The following is a 16,707-nucleotide window of genomic DNA, read 5'->3' on the forward strand; positions in this document are numbered from 1 at the left end:
TTTACTGAACTTATTTCTTCCTATTCATTTTCATTCTTTTTGAATATCATTTAAAAAGAGTAACCAATAGAACCCATAATTGTTCTTGGAGCACCTGGAAAGGCACGAGTATAATCAAATCCCCCAATAAAATAATAACGATCAAATACATTATTGACATTTAAAGCCATATCAAAATTTCCAATGTGGTAATAAGTTGCAGCATTTACAGTTGTATAAGACGGCCAATATCCCCAAAGTTTATTTCCAGCACTATCCGTTCCTATCGCATTATCCATTCTTCTCTCATCTACATAATTGAAACCAGCACCAAAACCTAAACCTTTTAAAGTTGATGCAGGAATCACATACTTCAACCAAGCGCCTGCCATATTTTTTGGAGCATTTCCTAATGGTAATCCAACTTCGGAAGCAATGGATGAGCTTTTCACCTTCGTTTTATCATAACTATAATTGGCCATAATTTGTAAATCGGGTGTAATATTACCGTGTATCTCCAATTCTACTCCTTGTGAAGTAACACTACCCGATTGTCTGTAAATTGGATTTCCTGCATCCGTTAAAGCTCCCGTTGTAATTAGCATATTGTCTCTTTGAATATGAAAGAAAGACAAATCTACTTGTAATTTTTTCTTAAAAAATTCTGTTTTAAAACCTGATTCTATTTGAAAACTTTGTTCCGATTTAAAAGGTTTATCGGATCCATATAGTTCTGGTTTTGCAACAAAATTGGCGGCTAATGGCACATAACCTTGTGAATAACTCGCAAAGTAATTAATTTGATTCGTTAAGTGATACATTAATCCCAATCGCGGTAATATAGCCTGTTGTTTAGCCGTAACTATTTCATTTGGAGCTGTTGTTTTTGAATTGTAAAACTCCTGACGTAACCCCAATACAAGGTTTAAGCGATCGCCTATATTCATCTGATCCTGAGCATATACACCTACGGCATGATAAGGACTTAGAAAAGGAAAAGAGGCTTGCGGTAGACGAATGTAGTTCCCTACATTATGCAAACTATAAGTAGGATGTTCTAAATCGAATGTAAGTGGTACTGCTGTTCCATTCACTAAAGCACTACGGGCTTCCCATTGCTGATTCTTTGAATCTCCCATATAAGAGGAATAGTCTACTCCGAAAACAAAATGATGCCTGATTTTTGATCCTTCTAAATTATACGTAAGATAGGTTACTGCATTGTCTGTATATTCTTTAACATCACGCGCCAAAAAACGCATGTTCATGATGGTATTTGTTGGTGCATTAGCAAAACTATTTAACGTACGATGTTCATTCAATTGCTCTTGGTATATAAACTTCATATAATTGGCATGAAGCATCAATCCTTCGGCTAATTTTTGCTCTAAATTTACCGATAATGAGTAGTCTTGAACTTTAAAAAAATCACTCGGTTGACTCAACGTAAATGAACGTGGCAAAGCATAAAAATCATTTCGGCTAATTCCCATACCGCGATCTAAATATCCATCGAAATTATCCATAATAAAATCAACATTTACTTGAGTTCCTTCCGCCGGTTTAAAAGTAAAAGAGGGTGCAAAAATCAATGTTTTACGTTGGTTAACATCACGGAAAGTTTGCGAATTTTCATACCCAAAATTAAAACGGTACAAAATAGTTTTATCTTCATTTAATGGACCTCCAACATCGACTGTAGTTCGTAAAGTTTGAAAACTTCCTGATGAAAAAGCAACTCTTCCTTTGAAATCATCCAAAGGTTTTTTGGTCACCATATTTATCGTTCCTCCAGGTGTAATATCTCCAAAAAGTGAAGCTCCCGGTCCTTTCAATACCTCAATACTCTCTAGATTAACCGTCAAGGGTACTCGGAAATAACTCGTTCCATACCCATAACCCGAACGTAAACCATTTACAAGTCTATAGCCTGTTTCATAACCACTTTTAAAACCTCGAATGGTGAAGTCATCATAGGAGGATGCCAAATTAACACCGGCCATATCATGTGCCATTTCTGTAATCGTAAAAGCTTGTTTATCTTCTATTAAACCACGTGTTATCAAGGATACAGATTGTGGTAAATCTTTTAATTTCCCCGTAAGCTTTCCGCCTAATTCAGCATTATTCGTCCGATAAGAGGTCTTTTTTCTTCCTAGAACAACAACTTCATCTAATTGCGCCCCTTCTTCTAAATGCAATAAAAAACCATTTTTAGTATTCCAATCTATTGAATCTAATTGAATGTATTGTTCTTGATATCCCGCTGCGGAAAGTTGCAATTGTACGGGGAAATGTAATACCTGAGAAAAAGAAAAAGTTCCCTTTGCATTCGAAACTGTTATTGCACCATTCTCTAATTGTATCGTTACTGTTGGAATGGGTTGATTTTGTTGATTCACCACTTGCCCAAATATTCTTTCTGAATCTGATTGTGCAAAAAGCATTACAGGGAATAAAATAAACAGTCCCCATAAAATCATATTTTTGTTGTGCTTATTGTTCATGTAAATTGGATAATTTATGTTCTAATTCTTTATTATTATTGAGATTTTGATCCATATGCAACGTGTGAAAACCGTCTTTATAAATTTCTTTTTTAAGTATAAATCCTTGTCGACACCAAAATTCATAGGCTCCTGTTAAAAAAGGATGCGTATGCAGATATAGGTAGTCTAAATTGATATTATATGCTTCTTGCAAAAGATGATTGAACAGCATTGATCCTAGACCTAATCTTCGGTAAGCTGGTTCAACATACAAGCGGGCAACTTCAACTATTCGGCATTTTGGATAGTCTAATTCTTCAAATCTATAATCGTAAGGAATCATCCCAATAACCCCTATTAGCTTATCATCATTATCTCTAGCTTGCCAAAAACCTCCCGTTTCAGAAAATAAGTACGTTTCCTTGAAATAGTGCAAATCTTTAGGTTGTTGCTTTGGATCAAGCATTGGGAATAATTCTATTCGGGTTTGGGTTACATATGCCACAATCTCGTCTACTTGAGATTCCAGTATGCGGGAAATATTAATATTCATCTTAATGCTGTTGTAAAAGTGGAGAAATCATTAATTTCCCTTGGTTTTCCAAAAATATCAAAGGCAATTGGTATACCTCTTCTAGCAATGCTCCTCGTTGTAAATCGTTTAAATCACGTAATTCTACTAAGCCTTTATTTCGCATAACATAAAATTCATCTCCATACATAAAAGCCAAATTGGGATCATGCATAATACAGATAACCGTAATTCCTTTTTGGGTTAATGTTTTTAGTTTTTCCAATATAAATACCTGATAATACAGGTCCAGATGATTCGTTGGTTCATCCAGTAAAATAATCTCCGGTTGTTGTACTAACACACGGGCTAATAAAATAAGTTGTCGTTCACCACCTGACAAACTTGTGTATTCTTTATCTCTTAGGTGTAGAAGATTTAAATCGGTCAAAACTGATTCTGCTATTTCGTAATCTTTCTTATGGGGCATATAGGTTGAAAAAGCAGCTCTTCCCGTTAACAATACATCAATTACCTTGAATGGGAATGTTGTTTTGTGAAACTGTGGAAGAAAACCTAATATACTACTGAGATTTGCATACGTGAGTTTTTTTCTGTCTTTTTCATAAATTGAAACGGTTCCTGAATAGTTTTTTTCGAGTCCGGTCATGACATGAAACAAAGTAGATTTCCCACTTCCATTGCGTCCTAAAATCACCGATAATTTTCCTTTTTCAAAACCAACATTAAGTCCGTTAATAATTTCTTCTTTCCCATATTGGAAAGCTAAATCATCTATTTGTATTGCTATTTTCATGAGTTCCAGTAAATAAGTGTCTTTTTCATTAGATATATAAAAATTGGGGCGCCAATAAGTATTGTAAAAACTCCTATTGGTATTTCAAATGGCATCACAGAGCGTGAAAAATCATCTATTATCAACAAAAGCATTCCTCCAATGCAAATATTTGAAGTGGTTGTATGTACATTGCTCGCGCCAAAAATCATACGGCTCATATGGGGTACTACTAGTCCAAATAAGCTAATCACTCCAACGGCTGCCACGGCTGCTGCAGTCACTAATGTTGTAGCAGCTATTAAAAGAATTTTCAATGCCATAGGATTTACACCTACTGCTTTGGCTTCATCGTCTCCCAAGGCTAATAAATTTAGCTTCCATCGTAAAACCATCATTACAGTTAATCCTAAGATTATTGGAGGTGCTGCATACTGTAATTTTTCCCAAGAAGCCGTATGTAGATTTCCCATAGTCCATTGTACGATGGCTTGCAATTTATACGGATCACTTAAATACTGTAGAATGGTTAGACAGGCTGTAAAAATTCCGGATACCATCATTCCCGAAAGTACCACGCTTACCATATTCGTCTTCGATTTTGAATACGAAATAAAATACGTGAGTACTACTGCCACTATACCAAAACTAAAGGCAGAAATATTAAGGGACAACAACGGAAATACAATGGCAAGTGCTGCTCCAAAAGCAGCTCCAGAAGAAATCCCTAGGATAAAAGGGTCCACAATAGGGTTTCTAAAAATTGCTTGTAAGGTTCCTCCACAGGAAGCTAAGGAGGCTCCTACCAAAAAAGTAAGCAAGACTCGAGGCAATCGTATATTACACAATATAATCTCCATTTCGGAGCTATTAACTGTTAAGTCTGCCCGAAAATCATGCATTATATAATGTTGTAAATACTGTAATAATGCAACAATATTTAGTGATTCCGATGACCCTAGCATCAATGATATTAGCACAACCGGTAAAGGAAATGCTAATAAAACACCCAATTTAAATCTCTGTGACATACTCTTTTATATGATTTAATTGGAAGCAGTACTTTCCGTAAAAGAGGCCGCTTTTGAACCGTACAATTTGTTTAGAACTTCCTTGCGCTCCAGTTGCATTTCCTCAGCAGTCGTTTGACCGTATACTAAATGGCGTAACTCTTTGGCTAATAGTAAAAACTTCAACGTATGCGGATCATAGAAAAATGTAGGTTTTAAAACATAAACTTGTTTCGTTTTGACGGCTTTTAAAGATGAAAGTTCTTTTAAGTCATAGACATCACTAGCACTTGAATTCCAAAGTAATATTGCATCTGGATTCCATTTATATAATGATTCTGCTCCTACATTTGGAGCTTCCAATGTTAATGGGCATGCATTCTTTGTTCCTGCTAAATTCATAGCCAAATCCAAAAGTGTTCCCTTTCCTGACGTAGAGAAAACACGTCCTTTTGACCAAGCATAATACACGCTTTTTACCTCTTTAATTTCAAGATTGAATTGTTGCATTTCAGCAATTTCTGCTTGTACAAAATCTAAAACTTTCTTCCCACGTTCCTCAGTTCCTGTTAAAGTTGCCACTCCCATGAACTCGTTAAAAATTGCTTCTTTATTTGAGCTTGACGCAGAAAAAACAGGGATTTTTAAGCTTTCTAATTGGGCTATCGTTTCGGTCTCTGACTCGTATACAATAACTAGATCAGGTTTTAAACTGAGTATTTTTTCCAAATTGGTTCCTATAATACCAGATGTAGGTGTAGCAATAGCTTTTTGGGCAATACGTTCGTCTAATTTGGCGAAATATGAAAATTGATCTGCATTCTGGTATACCTGTAATGGAATTCCCTGAATTCTATCACCAGCCTGTAACATTAATAATTCATCTACAAAAGGTGCAAAAAGAACAACTATACGTTGTGCAGGTTTGGTCAATCTAACATCTACCCCTCTAGAATCCTTCGCATGAATATTCCCTTCATTTTCCTTTGGTTTTGCAGCATTTTGACAAGCTGTCCCAAAAAATAGTACGATCCCAATACCCAATATAAAAAGGAATCTATTTTTATTAATTATCATTGATTTATAAACTAAAGTTTTAATAACGGATAAAGTTTTTTGCTAAAAAATACGTTTGTTCTAACGTAATAGCATTCTCATATTTTCGAACTAATTGCTCATACAAATTCCCATCATAGGGTACAGCATAACCCTTATTATTGCTATGATAAATAGGCAAATGTCGATTTCCAATGTAATAACAGAAGTCTGCTATTAAACTAGGCGAATCTGAATAAAAGCAAATTCCTAAATAAGGTTTAATACTAATCGTTGCAATATGTTTCTCATTGCTGTACAAACGCATTCCTTGTCCCCATTCTAGGTTTGATTCTTTGGATAGCGATAGTAAGTGTCCTTGAGAAGTAATTCTGGTAAATTGTTTTTTTTTGGTTTCATACCATTCAATTTCCAAAATATCCGGAGATAAAGTTTCCATTGGATTGTGATCGTCTAAGGAAACTTTATCAATATAAATAGGCTCCAGATGCATTGTATTAATTACTCGTTTCTGCTATTTTTTGTTTTTTATCAAGTACTTTTTGTTCTAACCAAGCACACCATTCTTCCATTCCGTCTCCTTTTAAGGTACTTATCGTTTGAACTTCTAATTTTGGATTTACCTCCCAAGCATCTTTAGAAACTGCTTCTACTGAAAAAGGAACATAAGGCAATAAATCGCACTTGGAAACCAATACTAACTCGCTGGTTAAAAACATACGAGGGTACTTTTTAGGTTTATCATCACCTTCTGTTGTTGCCAATAATGTTACTCTGTAGTCTTCTCCCAAATCAAAGGCAGATGGACATAGCAAATTCCCCACGTTTTCAATGAATAACAAATCAACTGCTGTCAAATCAATATGGTCTAAGGCTTGTAAAATCATTTGCGCTTCAATATGACACATCCCACCAGTTACAATCTGAAGTGCATTAATCCCTACTTCTCTCATCCTAACAGCATCACGCTCAGTCTCTGGATCACCTACTAATACGGCAATGTTGAGTTTTTCTCCCAGCATCTTTCCCGTTTCTTGTAATAAGGTTGTTTTTCCAGATCCTGGAGAAGAGCATACATTGATGACACAAACATCTTTTAAGCGTTCACGAATTGCTTTGGCTACAAAATCATTCGCTTTTAATAAGTGTAATGTGGTATTATCACATTGCACCGAACCTACCGGCATGCGGTTACTTTTTGGTGTATTAGACATAAAATTGTTATTTTTTTGTTTTAAAAATCACTTTGGATATATAAAGTTCATTACCCTGAATAATTACATGGGACGGTGTCCCGCAGGGACACACGAAGCGATGATAATAGACTTCAAAATTCGCCTGACAAGTTTCGCAAAAAGCAATAATGTCATTGATCCGAACTTCTAGTTCTACTTTTGAAAATGGAGAGTCTTCCGCTGTATAAGCATCAAAGGCATTTTGAATTAATATAGGTTGTACATTACAGAGTAAACCGGCAGTCACCTCTATTTTTTCAACCTCTTCAACACGCTTTCCATATTGTTCTTCTAGGGTTTGAAAAATATCCTTTACAATGCTTAATTCATGCATAGAATAAGGAATATCACATTAATTAATAATGACTATTTTGAGAGAGTAATAGATATAGTTCTAAAAAGAATAGAAGTGGTCAGTGAGAAATCTATTCTAGAAAAAATTACGAGGGAATTCGCAACTGATGAAATAAAAGATACTTAGGAAATGTAGACGGAATACATTTTATTAAAGGAGTTTTTATCCGTTTTAATGCTGAATTATTTCCATACCAGACACTTAAATGAAATAATTTTATTATGGATGAAGTAGTTTTATAGGTCTCAAAATCATTAGACGTATCCAAACTACCTGCACTTAAACTATAGCACCCAGTTGTTTTTTCTGGCTGTACTGCAGTAACAGCACTTTCCTGTACAAGATGACTTCTAAGTAAGAAGATATTTGACTCAACAGGATGCAACTCATTTTTAGTACTTGCCTGTGAAGTACTCCCTATTCCAAAGCATAAAAGCAGCAAGAAAATCTTGATAATATTAGGGAGCATAGCTTTCATTGCAATTTATAGATACTTTTGATGGTTAAATTATTGCAGCAAATTTACTGCACTGCTACAATGGTCACTAGCACAAATCTTGACTTTTTGTATCCAAAATTCATCAATAATCTCAATATTTTTTCTATTGGCGAAAGAAATAACGTACATTTGAAAAAAATAAAATCCCACTTTGCTGAAGTTACAAATTAGAAAAAACAGGTCACTCTAAAAAACGTATCATATTAAAAGTCAAGGTTATGGATTCATCGATTAAATTAATATCAAATTACGAGTATAAAAAATTCTTCTTGCCTGATGTTTCAGAGGGTGCATTATTTAATACTTCTTCTTTACAGGTATATGCTATTCAGAATTACCTCAAGCATATTTTAATTCCTGTAAAACCATACCGTACTAGTTTTAATTTTTTAATGTATATCCAAAAAGGATCTGTGAAGCAACATTTAGACGGATTGGATTATTTTGTTGGAGAAAATCAAATCTTAAATATCAAACAAGGTACAATCACAGCAACATTAGAATTATCTGATGATGCAGAGGGTTATATGGTTATTTATGAAAACAATATTATTACTAATATTTCCATCAACAAGCATGATTATCATTTCTTCAACTCAAGTCCACATATTACCGTACAAGAACATAGTAAAGACTGGCTCATAAAAATATTAGAATTACTCAAAGAAGAGTTACTGACAGCCAACAATCAGTTGGAGATCGCTATTACCCTTTTTCAGGCGATGTTATTAAAACTAATTCAAACTGAAAAAATATCAAAACATAGTCCCGTTCATAGTAGTCGACAACTCGATATTGCCTTTCGATTCAGAGAGATGGTTCAAGAGCATCATATCGATCATAAGAATGTAAACTTTTATGCTCGTAAACTAAATATCTCGGAAAACTATTTGAATAAATGTATTAAGGAAGTATCGAATAAGCCTCCTAAACAATGGATCAATGAAATTAGTATACTACACAGTCAAATTCTATTACAAGATAATTCAAGAGATATTGCTGGAATCGCTTTCGAGCTAAATTATCAATCTCCTTCTTATTTCACACGCTTATTTAAAAAACTAACCGGCTATTCTCCCACAGATTACCGCTTATTGAAACAACAACAAAGTAAATAATACTATCATTTTAGATATAGAGTTCATTTTTAAATAATGCTATGTATCTCGAAAAAATGAGTCCTGATTTATACTATAAAAAGCAAGATTTGAACTACTCTCTGTAGACAACTAATTCTGAAATTTGTGGCAATTAAAAGGTACAAGCCTGTTATTCCACCAATGATAAGATTCAAATGTAAAAAAGCTCTAGGAATCGCAATATTCGTTATTGCGCAGCTCTTTGTCATGTTATCTTTACATCATTCTCATGTACCTTCACACTACCACTCTAAGAAACAAATTGAAGCCAGTCGCTTATCTTCTCGCTCCAATATTAGCATTATAGAAGACGTTTTTGATTTACAAACAATACCAGAACGCATCATTCCCACACCTCCTATAGCCCTACTAAGTGCTTTTTTTCGAATTTGCACGGAGGTAACATTAAAAGCTTCACAGCTAAATTATGCACAAGCCAATAGTACTATTGATAGTTCTACTGTGCCCATTTATATTCTCTACCGTCATTTAAAAGGATTGTAACCCGCAACAATTTCCCTTTATTAAACATTTAGACTGAACGAAAACAATTCGTTCTGTTTAGCTATTGCATTGGAATGAATTGTAATAGATCAAAAGCATTAACCTAATATTTATAATTATGCATTTAGTACCTAGAGAGACTGAAAAGCTCTTATTGCACCTAGCTGGTGAACTCGCTAAAAAGAGAAAAGCACGCGGAGTAAAATTAAATTACCCAGAAGCAATTGCCTACATCAGTTCGGAATTGATGGAAGCAGCACGAGATGGAAAAACGGTAGCTGAATTAATGAAATTTGGCGCCACCTTACTCACTACAGATGATGTTATGCCAGGAATTTCAGAAATGATACACGATGTACAAATCGAAACTACATTCACTGACGGAACCAAACTGGTAACAGTACATAATCCTATTCGATAATTTAAAAAAGTAAATCATGATTCCAGGAGAATATTTTATTCAAGATTCCGATGTTGTTTGTAATGAAGGTCGAGAGGTTACTACATTAAAAGTAGTTAATACTGGAGATCGTCCTATACAAGTAGGTTCACATTATCATTTTTTTGAAGTGAATAAAGCGATGTTGTTCGACCGCGAACAAGCTTTTGGTAAACGTTTAAACATTATTGCTAGTACAGCAATTCGTTTTGAACCCGGAGAAGAAAAAGAAATTATGTTAGTTCCTTTTGCAGGAGCAAAAAAAATATACGGACATAACAATCTAACCAATGGCGATACTGATGCAGAAATAAGCAAAATGAAAGCTATGGAACTCGTTCGTGAATTAAACTTTAAGACTTTATAGCCATGAGCTTAAGCGTAAATAGAAAAAATTACACCAATATATTTGGCCCAACCACAGGAGATAAGGTTCGTTTGGGTGACACGGAAATTATTATTGAAATTGAAAAAGACTATGCTTCTTATGGGGATGAAACCAAATTTGGAGGTGGAAAAACAGTCCGAGATGGTATGTGTCAATCTTCCTTGAGTACTCGAGATGAAGGTGTTTTGGATTTGGTAATTACAGGAGCTATTATTTTAGATCATTGGGGCATTGTAAAAGGTGACATTGGAATCAAAGATGGGAAAATAGTTGGTGTTGGTCGTGCCGGAAATCCGGATACAATGGACAATATTACACCAGGAATGATCATTGGAGCTTCCACGGAGGTGCATGGCGGATCTGGTTACATTGTTACACCAGGAGGAATTGATACACACATCCATTATATCAGTCCAACACAAATAGAAACTGCCCTCTATAGTGGTGTTACTACAATGATTGGTGGTGGTACTGGACCTGCAGATGGTACCAATGCAACAACGGTTACCCCTGGAAAACATTGGCTAAAACGTATGTTACAATCTGCTGAAGCCTTTCCTATCAACTTTGGTTTTTTCGGAAAAGGAAATGTGGGTAGCGAAGCTCCAATAATAGAGCAAATAGAAGCTGGAGCCTTAGGGGTAAAAATACACGAAGACTGGGGAGCAACTCCTGCCACGATTGATAAAGCTTTAACGGTTGCCGATGAATACGATGTTCAAGTTGCGATTCATACGGATACATTGAATGAAGCTGGTTTTCTAGAAGATACCATGGCAGCCATAAATGGTCGTGTAATTCATACGTTCCATACTGAAGGTGCGGGTGGCGGACATGCTCCTGATATTATTAAAGCGGCAATGTATCCCAACGTTTTACCTGCTTCTACAAACCCTACACGTCCATTTACAATCAATACGATTGATGAACATTTGGACATGCTTATGGTATGTCACCACTTGCGTAAGGATATTCCTGAGGATGTTGCCTTTGCCGATTCACGTATCCGACCTGAAACTATTGCTGCCGAAGATATTCTTCAAGATTTAGGGGTATTTAGTATTATGTCTTCTGATTCACAAGCCATGGGACGTGTTGGTGAAGTAATTACCCGAACTTGGCAAACTGCAGATAAAATGAAAAGACAACGCGGTTTTCTACCTGAAGATCAAACATTACAAAATGATAATTTTAGAGCAAAACGTTATATAGCAAAATATACAATCAATCCTGCTATTGCACATGGTATTTCCAGTTATGTAGGTTCTATTGAACCTGGAAAGATTGCCGATCTTGTTATTTGGAAACCCGCTTTATTTGGTGCAAAATCAGAGATTATTGTCAAGGGAGGAATGATTGTAGCGAGCAAAATGGGAGATGCCAATGCCTCTATCCCTACTCCACAACCTATTATAATGCGTACTATGTTTGGTGGATATGGACGAGCCCTTACAAAAACCTCTTTCAACTTTGTATCAAAAATTTCCCTTGAAAAAGGAATCCGAGAAGAATATGGTTTGGAAAAAGAACTTTTACCCGTGCAGGGTTGCCGTAACATTTCTAAAAAAGATATGATTCATAATGATGCTACACCCGAAATAATGGTTAATCCAGAAAACTATCAGGTAAGTATAGATGGTGAAGTACTCACTTGTGAACCAATTGATGTTGTGGCATTAGGACAACGTTATTTCTTGTTTTAAAAGTGTAATATAACATCTAAATAGGATTCTTGTGGATTACAAATTAAACCCAAGAATCTTATTTTAATTGAATTTTTCAATATACTAATCTTATGATTGTAGAGGTAATTATTGGTAATCTAGCGGACCGAGCATCTAGTACAAAAAGGATAGACTATATCCATATCGAATGGTATGAATCGACAAAACGAATTCAACGTCTTCGTTCTGATGAAGGAATTGAAGTTGCCATACGCTTCTTTCAACAGGAACAAAAATTATTGGATGGTGATATTGTATATGAAGATGCTGAAAAAATGATTGTCATTCAAATTAAATCGACCGAAATTATGATATTAAAACCTTCAACTGTTTTAGAATTAGCTCGTCTCAGTTATGAAATTGGAAACAAACATTTGTCGATGTATTATGAAAATAGCCAAATTATAATGCCTTATGAAAGAACAATATACCAATGGTTCCAACATATGAAATACAATCCTGTGAAATGTGAAGGGAAACTCTCGCATCTTTTTGATGCACAGGTTAAAATCAATTCACGTCGGATTGACAAAATTCAATTGAACAAAACAACAATTTTAAATATCAATACATAAACTTATGGATACTCCTTATTTAGGAAGTCTCTTGCATTTGACAGATCCTACTTTGCCCATTGGAGGATATACGCATTCTAATGGTTTAGAAACCTATGTACAATATGAAATTGTACATAACAAAGAAACGGCTGCCTCCTATGTTGTGCAAATGCTTAAATCGAATCTGAAATATACCGATGCCGCTTTAATGAAATTAGCGTATGATGCTACTGCCTTGGGTGACATCGAATTATTGATACAACTTGATCAGGAATGTACGGCTCTAAAAAGCCCAAAAGAGATTCGAATTGCCAGTCAGAAACTAGGATTGCGCCTACTCAAGGTTTTCAAACGTTCCATTGTAGACAATCGAATCCATTTATTTGAAAAAGCCATTGCTGAAAAAAAAGCAGATTCCCATTATTGTATTGTATTTGGCCTTTTTGCCCAATTAATGAATATTCCATTACCTGAAGCCTTGTATGCATTTTACTATAATGCTTGTATTGGAATGATTACGAATGCTGTAAAATTAATTCCATTAGGACAATTAGATGGTCAAGATATACTGTTTGAACTCTATCCATTACTACAAGAATTAGCTGTTGAGACTTTAACAATAGATCGTAGTTTAATTGGCCTTTGCAATAGTGCTTTTGACATTCGTTGTATGCAGCATGAACATTTGTATTCCAGACTTTATATGTCTTAAAAAAAATAATATGACACAAAGAAAATATGTAAAAATCGGAGTTGCCGGTCCCGTAGGATCTGGCAAAACTGCCTTATTAGAACGCCTTAGCCGTAGATTGATTAATGAATATAGCCTTGCTGTAATTACCAATGATATCTATACCAAAGAAGATGCTTTATTCATGACCAAAAATAGTTTGTTACCTCCAGACCGAATTATTGGTGTAGAAACTGGTGGTTGTCCTCATACAGCTATTCGTGAAGATGCAAGTATGAATTTAGAAGCGGTGGAAGAATTAGCAGAACGTTTTCCTGATTTAGAATTACTACTTATTGAAAGTGGTGGAGATAATCTGGCGGCTACTTTTAGTCCAGATCTTGCAGATATTACCATATTTGTAATCGATGTAGCCGAAGGAGAAAAAATCCCACGCAAAGGTGGGCCTGGTATTACACGTTCTGATTTGCTCCTCATCAATAAAATTGATTTGGCTCCTTATGTAGGTGCAGATCTAGGCATTATGGAAAGTGATGCCCGTCGTATGCGCAAAGGCAATCCATTTTTATTTTCAAATCTGCGTAGTGGTGAGGGTTTGGAAAATATTGTAGGATGGATTAAAAAATATGCCCTATTAGAGGATGTAGAAGAACCAAATTTAGTGCGATAAATTTATGATTAGTTCTTTAAATATTCATGTTGCATTAAAACAAGGAAAATCATATCTCAAAGATGCCTATGTCACTCAACCGTTCCGAATTGTTCCTGTAGGTCAATACCGCAACGATAGTGCCGCCTATTTAATGACTATGAGTTCTTCTCCAGGTATTTTAGATGGGGATGATTATCGTATTTCAATTCAGGTGGATGCCCAAGCGCAATTACAACTGCAATCACAATCGTATCAGAGGTTATACCACATGGAAGGATCAGCGCACCAGCAAATGACAATCAAGCTGGATGATCAAGCTGCATTTTCGTATGTGCCACACCCTGTAGTACCGCATGAAAATGCTAGTTTTTACAGTACAAACACAGTGCATCTTTCCGATGATTGTGATTTTATTCTTGGTGAAATTCTTACATGTGGACGTAAAATGTCGGGTGAGATTTTTCGCTATAGACATGTTCAAAATCTCGTGGAAATTTTCCATAAAAATCGGCTGATTTTTAAAGATAATATCTTATTACAACCGCCTAGTACAAATCTTTCCGCTCTAGGTTTATTTGAAGGATATACCCACCAAGGAATGTTGTGTTATATCAATACACACGCACTTCCACTTCAGGACTTGATTGAGTCTTTATCTGAACGTTATCGAGAAATCGAAGGAATTGCATTTGGTATTTCAGAATTGCAATGCAATGGTTTTGCCATTCGAGTACTTGGATATGGTGGAGAACAGCTTTATAAGATATTCCAAGAAGTACAAAGTGTCATTTGGGATCAATATATTTTACCATCAAAGAAAACTAATACTGCTTTACTCTATAGCTCTAATCATTAAATCTATGAATGAAATAAAAAAACACATTGCCATATTCTTTAAAGGATTTGCTCAAATTATGTTGCAAGAGAATCCCTTCACCGGATTATTATTTCTCATTGCAATTGCCTACGATTCTGGTACGATGGCTTTAGCAGGTGCAGTTGCCAATATTGTATCTATAGCCACAGCAAAACTCTGTCGCTTTGAACAAAGTGATATTGATAAAGGCCTATTTGGCTTCAATTCAAGCTTAGCGGCTATTGCACTAGTATTTTACTTTCAAGTAAATTTCTGGATTTGGTTAACTTTAATTATCACTGCCATCTGTACTACTTTGATGATGGGATGGGCTATTAAAAAACGTATTCCAGTTTATACTTTTCCTTTCGTATTAGCGACCTGTATCGCCTTATTTGTACTAAGTATACCTGAATTAGCTGTACGAACAGTACCAGAACATTTTGTAGACATACAGGAATTAGATGATTTCTGGGTACAAGGGCATGCCTTTGGACAAGTTATTTTTCAAGGATCTGTGATTGCCGGTATGATTTTTTTCATCGGTGTATTTATTAGTTCTCCCATTGCAGCATTATATGGTTTCATCTCAATATTAATTAGTGTCTCCATTTCTCATCACGGTCATGAACCAACCGAACAAATTACAGCGGGTGTATTTAGTTTTAATGCAGTACTCTGTGGGATTGCTTGTAGTGGTCCTAAACCCAAGAATGGTTTTTATGTGTTATTAACAGTGCTTATAGCAACTTATTTTGATATGTTACTCATTGATAATGGTTGGGCAACACTTACTTTCCCTTTTGTTTTTGCTATGTGGATATTAAATCCTTTAAAAAAGTATATTTTTGATCCTTTAGAAGGACGACTTTCAAGCATTCGTTTTTTTAATTCAAAATAAAAATATCAATTTTTTTAAATACCCCTTACTCTATTTTGAAATGGAGTAAGGGGTATAAAATTAAAATCGTTCAAAAAAGGTTTTCTATTCTTAATTTAAAATGTCATACCAAAACTAGCACCTACTTCTTTTCCATTATAAAAAGGAAGTAAAGCTGCTGCTTTTTTATCATCCTTAAACTTAAACACTTTATTTTGTAAATAAGGATAAATCAGATAAGCTAGTTTAGTACTTAAAATACCTATTCCAGCCCCAGCAATCACATCTGTCAACCAATGTCTGTCATTATAAATTCGGAATATACCAGTCGCAGTAGCAACGATATAACCTGAAAATCCATACCAAAACGATACCTCTTTATACTCCTGAAATAAGAATTCAGCTCCTGCAAAAGCTAACGCTGTATGTCCTGACGGGAAAGAATTGTTTTTACTACCATCTGGACGTTCAATCCCAGTTGTGTACTTTAATCCTGTAATTACACCTCCCATAATCATCGTAGAAGTGGCTAAAATTATAGTTCGATCTCGAAAGTTATTCTTACCCTCAATTCCAATGTTGTTCAAAAAATAGACAGATAGTGCCGGAGCATATTGTATATAGTCATCTATTTTTATTTGCTTATTGGAAAAATCGCCTATATTTCTTTTAACTTTTAAATCAAAACCTTTCAGTCCTCCATTCTGAGTTCCAATAGCTCCATATCCAATTAATACAGCAGGAATAATAAATTCCTCATAGTTTGTATTTGATCTCTTTGTTGTACTATCATTTGCAATCCTATATACTTCTTCACTTTGGGCATTTAGATTAAAGACAATGCTTAATAGTGATATAATAATTCCTTTTTCTTTTAATTTCATAGCCAATTTCAATAAATAATAAACTTGCTTTTTTTAACTTCTGCAAATCTATTTTCTACTGTA

20 protein-coding genes are annotated in these 16,707 nt (G+C 35.0%); 10 read left to right on the plus strand and 10 right to left on the minus strand.

The genetic code is table 11. From position 1 onward, the window contains the following. Positions 1-50: 50 nt before the first annotated feature. The 9 genes from P6733_RS05255 to P6733_RS05295 form a co-directional block, all read right to left on the minus strand. Positions 51-2,486 carry a TonB-dependent receptor gene (locus P6733_RS05255; RefSeq protein ID WP_306350669.1) on the minus strand — a complete coding sequence of 812 codons (2,436 nt, stop codon included), beginning with the start codon at positions 2,484-2,486 and terminating at the stop codon, positions 51-53. Beyond that, the gene (locus P6733_RS05260) at positions 2,476-3,021 is read right to left on the minus strand and encodes a GNAT family N-acetyltransferase (RefSeq protein WP_306350671.1); all 546 of its coding nucleotides are present in this window, start codon (positions 3,019-3,021) and stop codon (positions 2,476-2,478) included. Before P6733_RS05260 ends, P6733_RS05255 begins: the two co-directional genes overlap by 11 nt. Before the next feature lies 1 nt (position 3,022). Then, the gene (locus P6733_RS05265; protein WP_306350673.1) at positions 3,023-3,796 is read right to left on the minus strand and encodes an ABC transporter ATP-binding protein; all 774 of its coding nucleotides are present in this window, start codon (positions 3,794-3,796) and stop codon (positions 3,023-3,025) included. After that, positions 3,793-4,806, minus strand: a complete 1,014-nt coding sequence (locus tag P6733_RS05270; protein ID WP_306350674.1) for a FecCD family ABC transporter permease — start codon at positions 4,804-4,806, stop codon at positions 3,793-3,795. Before P6733_RS05270 ends, P6733_RS05265 begins: the two co-directional genes overlap by 4 nt. Before the next feature lie 15 nt (positions 4,807-4,821). Beyond that, positions 4,822-5,862 (minus strand): ABC transporter substrate-binding protein, encoded by a 1,041-nt coding sequence (locus P6733_RS05275; protein ID WP_306350675.1) that lies wholly within the window; start codon positions 5,860-5,862, stop codon positions 4,822-4,824. Positions 5,863-5,881: 19 nt separating this feature from the next. Beyond that, complete coding sequence (locus tag P6733_RS05280) at positions 5,882-6,334, minus strand: urease accessory protein UreE (protein WP_306350676.1); 453 nt, start codon at positions 6,332-6,334, stop codon at positions 5,882-5,884. 4 nt (positions 6,335-6,338) lie between these two features. Continuing rightward, a complete protein-coding gene (gene hypB / locus P6733_RS05285; RefSeq protein WP_306350677.1) occupies positions 6,339-7,055 on the minus strand; it encodes a hydrogenase nickel incorporation protein HypB in 717 nt (238 codons plus the stop codon). A gap of 7 nt (positions 7,056-7,062) precedes the next feature. Beyond that, the gene (locus P6733_RS05290; protein ID WP_306350679.1) at positions 7,063-7,410 is read right to left on the minus strand and encodes a hydrogenase maturation nickel metallochaperone HypA/HybF; all 348 of its coding nucleotides are present in this window, start codon (positions 7,408-7,410) and stop codon (positions 7,063-7,065) included. Positions 7,411-7,516: 106 nt separating this feature from the next. Further along, entirely contained in the window at positions 7,517-7,900 is a 384-nt protein-coding gene (locus P6733_RS05295) for a hypothetical protein (protein WP_306350681.1), read from the minus strand. 248 nt (positions 7,901-8,148) lie between these two features. Here P6733_RS05295 and P6733_RS05300 point away from each other — a divergent pair, with 248 nt between their 5' ends. From P6733_RS05300 to P6733_RS05345, 10 genes are all read left to right on the plus strand, one after another. Continuing rightward, entirely contained in the window at positions 8,149-9,048 is a 900-nt protein-coding gene (locus P6733_RS05300) for a helix-turn-helix domain-containing protein (protein ID WP_306350683.1), read from the plus strand. A 162-nt stretch (positions 9,049-9,210) separates the two neighbouring features. Beyond that, entirely contained in the window at positions 9,211-9,573 is a 363-nt protein-coding gene (locus P6733_RS05305; RefSeq protein WP_306350685.1) for a hypothetical protein, read from the plus strand. Positions 9,574-9,691: 118 nt separating this feature from the next. Then, a complete protein-coding gene (gene ureA, locus P6733_RS05310) occupies positions 9,692-9,994 on the plus strand; it encodes an urease subunit gamma (protein WP_306350687.1) in 303 nt (100 codons plus the stop codon). 16 nt (positions 9,995-10,010) lie between these two features. Next, positions 10,011-10,379, plus strand: coding sequence for an urease subunit beta (locus P6733_RS05315; protein ID WP_306350689.1), 369 nt, complete (start codon positions 10,011-10,013; stop codon positions 10,377-10,379). A 2-nt stretch (positions 10,380-10,381) separates the two neighbouring features. Continuing rightward, positions 10,382-12,103 carry an urease subunit alpha gene (gene ureC / locus P6733_RS05320; protein ID WP_306350692.1) on the plus strand — a complete coding sequence of 574 codons (1,722 nt, stop codon included), beginning with the start codon at positions 10,382-10,384 and terminating at the stop codon, positions 12,101-12,103. 92 nt (positions 12,104-12,195) lie between these two features. Continuing rightward, a complete protein-coding gene (locus P6733_RS05325) occupies positions 12,196-12,699 on the plus strand; it encodes an urease accessory protein UreE (RefSeq protein WP_306350694.1) in 504 nt (167 codons plus the stop codon). 4 nt (positions 12,700-12,703) lie between these two features. After that, the gene (locus P6733_RS05330; protein WP_306350696.1) at positions 12,704-13,393 is read left to right on the plus strand and encodes an urease accessory protein UreF; all 690 of its coding nucleotides are present in this window, start codon (positions 12,704-12,706) and stop codon (positions 13,391-13,393) included. A gap of 10 nt (positions 13,394-13,403) precedes the next feature. Continuing rightward, positions 13,404-14,042: an urease accessory protein UreG gene (ureG, locus tag P6733_RS05335; RefSeq protein WP_306350697.1), complete on the plus strand. Its 639-nt coding sequence runs from the start codon at positions 13,404-13,406 to the stop codon at positions 14,040-14,042. A 4-nt stretch (positions 14,043-14,046) separates the two neighbouring features. Then, positions 14,047-14,880, plus strand: a complete 834-nt coding sequence (locus P6733_RS05340) for an urease accessory protein UreD (RefSeq protein ID WP_306350699.1) — start codon at positions 14,047-14,049, stop codon at positions 14,878-14,880. 4 nt (positions 14,881-14,884) lie between these two features. Further along, complete coding sequence (locus P6733_RS05345) at positions 14,885-15,781, plus strand: urea transporter (protein WP_306350701.1); 897 nt, start codon at positions 14,885-14,887, stop codon at positions 15,779-15,781. A 95-nt stretch (positions 15,782-15,876) separates the two neighbouring features. On the opposite strand, the gene P6733_RS05350 is transcribed toward P6733_RS05345, so the two are convergent. Continuing rightward, positions 15,877-16,644, minus strand: coding sequence for a phosphatase PAP2 family protein (locus P6733_RS05350; RefSeq protein WP_306350703.1), 768 nt, complete (start codon positions 16,642-16,644; stop codon positions 15,877-15,879). Positions 16,645-16,707: the final 63 nt, after the last annotated feature.

Origin of the sequence: Flavobacterium aerium (assembly GCF_030766725.1) — a bacterium.
GTDB lineage: Bacteria > Bacteroidota > Bacteroidia > Flavobacteriales > Flavobacteriaceae > Flavobacterium > Flavobacterium aerium.

What these genes read in the sequence shown, in the direction of transcription:
- P6733_RS05255 (WP_306350669.1), bottom strand. Translation starts at nt 2,486, where the DNA reads ATGAACAATAAGCACAACAAAAATATGATTTTATGGGGACTGTTTATT.
- P6733_RS05260 (WP_306350671.1), bottom strand. Translation starts at nt 3,021, where the DNA reads ATGAATATTAATATTTCCCGCATACTGGAATCTCAAGTAGACGAGATT.
- P6733_RS05265 (WP_306350673.1), bottom strand. Translation starts at nt 3,796, where the DNA reads ATGAAAATAGCAATACAAATAGATGATTTAGCTTTCCAATATGGGAAA.
- P6733_RS05270 (WP_306350674.1), bottom strand. Translation starts at nt 4,806, where the DNA reads ATGTCACAGAGATTTAAATTGGGTGTTTTATTAGCATTTCCTTTACCG.
- P6733_RS05275 (WP_306350675.1), bottom strand. Translation starts at nt 5,862, where the DNA reads ATGATAATTAATAAAAATAGATTCCTTTTTATATTGGGTATTGGGATC.
- P6733_RS05280 (WP_306350676.1), bottom strand. Translation starts at nt 6,334, where the DNA reads ATGCATCTGGAGCCTATTTATATTGATAAAGTTTCCTTAGACGATCAC.
- hypB (WP_306350677.1), bottom strand. Translation starts at nt 7,055, where the DNA reads ATGTCTAATACACCAAAAAGTAACCGCATGCCGGTAGGTTCGGTGCAA.
- P6733_RS05290 (WP_306350679.1), bottom strand. Translation starts at nt 7,410, where the DNA reads ATGCATGAATTAAGCATTGTAAAGGATATTTTTCAAACCCTAGAAGAA.
- P6733_RS05295 (WP_306350681.1), bottom strand. Translation starts at nt 7,900, where the DNA reads ATGCTCCCTAATATTATCAAGATTTTCTTGCTGCTTTTATGCTTTGGA.
- P6733_RS05300 (WP_306350683.1), top strand. Translation starts at nt 8,149, where the DNA reads ATGGATTCATCGATTAAATTAATATCAAATTACGAGTATAAAAAATTC.
- P6733_RS05305 (WP_306350685.1), top strand. Translation starts at nt 9,211, where the DNA reads ATGATAAGATTCAAATGTAAAAAAGCTCTAGGAATCGCAATATTCGTT.
- ureA (WP_306350687.1), top strand. Translation starts at nt 9,692, where the DNA reads ATGCATTTAGTACCTAGAGAGACTGAAAAGCTCTTATTGCACCTAGCT.
- P6733_RS05315 (WP_306350689.1), top strand. Translation starts at nt 10,011, where the DNA reads ATGATTCCAGGAGAATATTTTATTCAAGATTCCGATGTTGTTTGTAAT.
- ureC (WP_306350692.1), top strand. Translation starts at nt 10,382, where the DNA reads ATGAGCTTAAGCGTAAATAGAAAAAATTACACCAATATATTTGGCCCA.
- P6733_RS05325 (WP_306350694.1), top strand. Translation starts at nt 12,196, where the DNA reads ATGATTGTAGAGGTAATTATTGGTAATCTAGCGGACCGAGCATCTAGT.
- P6733_RS05330 (WP_306350696.1), top strand. Translation starts at nt 12,704, where the DNA reads ATGGATACTCCTTATTTAGGAAGTCTCTTGCATTTGACAGATCCTACT.
- ureG (WP_306350697.1), top strand. Translation starts at nt 13,404, where the DNA reads ATGACACAAAGAAAATATGTAAAAATCGGAGTTGCCGGTCCCGTAGGA.
- P6733_RS05340 (WP_306350699.1), top strand. Translation starts at nt 14,047, where the DNA reads ATGATTAGTTCTTTAAATATTCATGTTGCATTAAAACAAGGAAAATCA.
- P6733_RS05345 (WP_306350701.1), top strand. Translation starts at nt 14,885, where the DNA reads ATGAATGAAATAAAAAAACACATTGCCATATTCTTTAAAGGATTTGCT.
- P6733_RS05350 (WP_306350703.1), bottom strand. Translation starts at nt 16,644, where the DNA reads ATGAAATTAAAAGAAAAAGGAATTATTATATCACTATTAAGCATTGTC.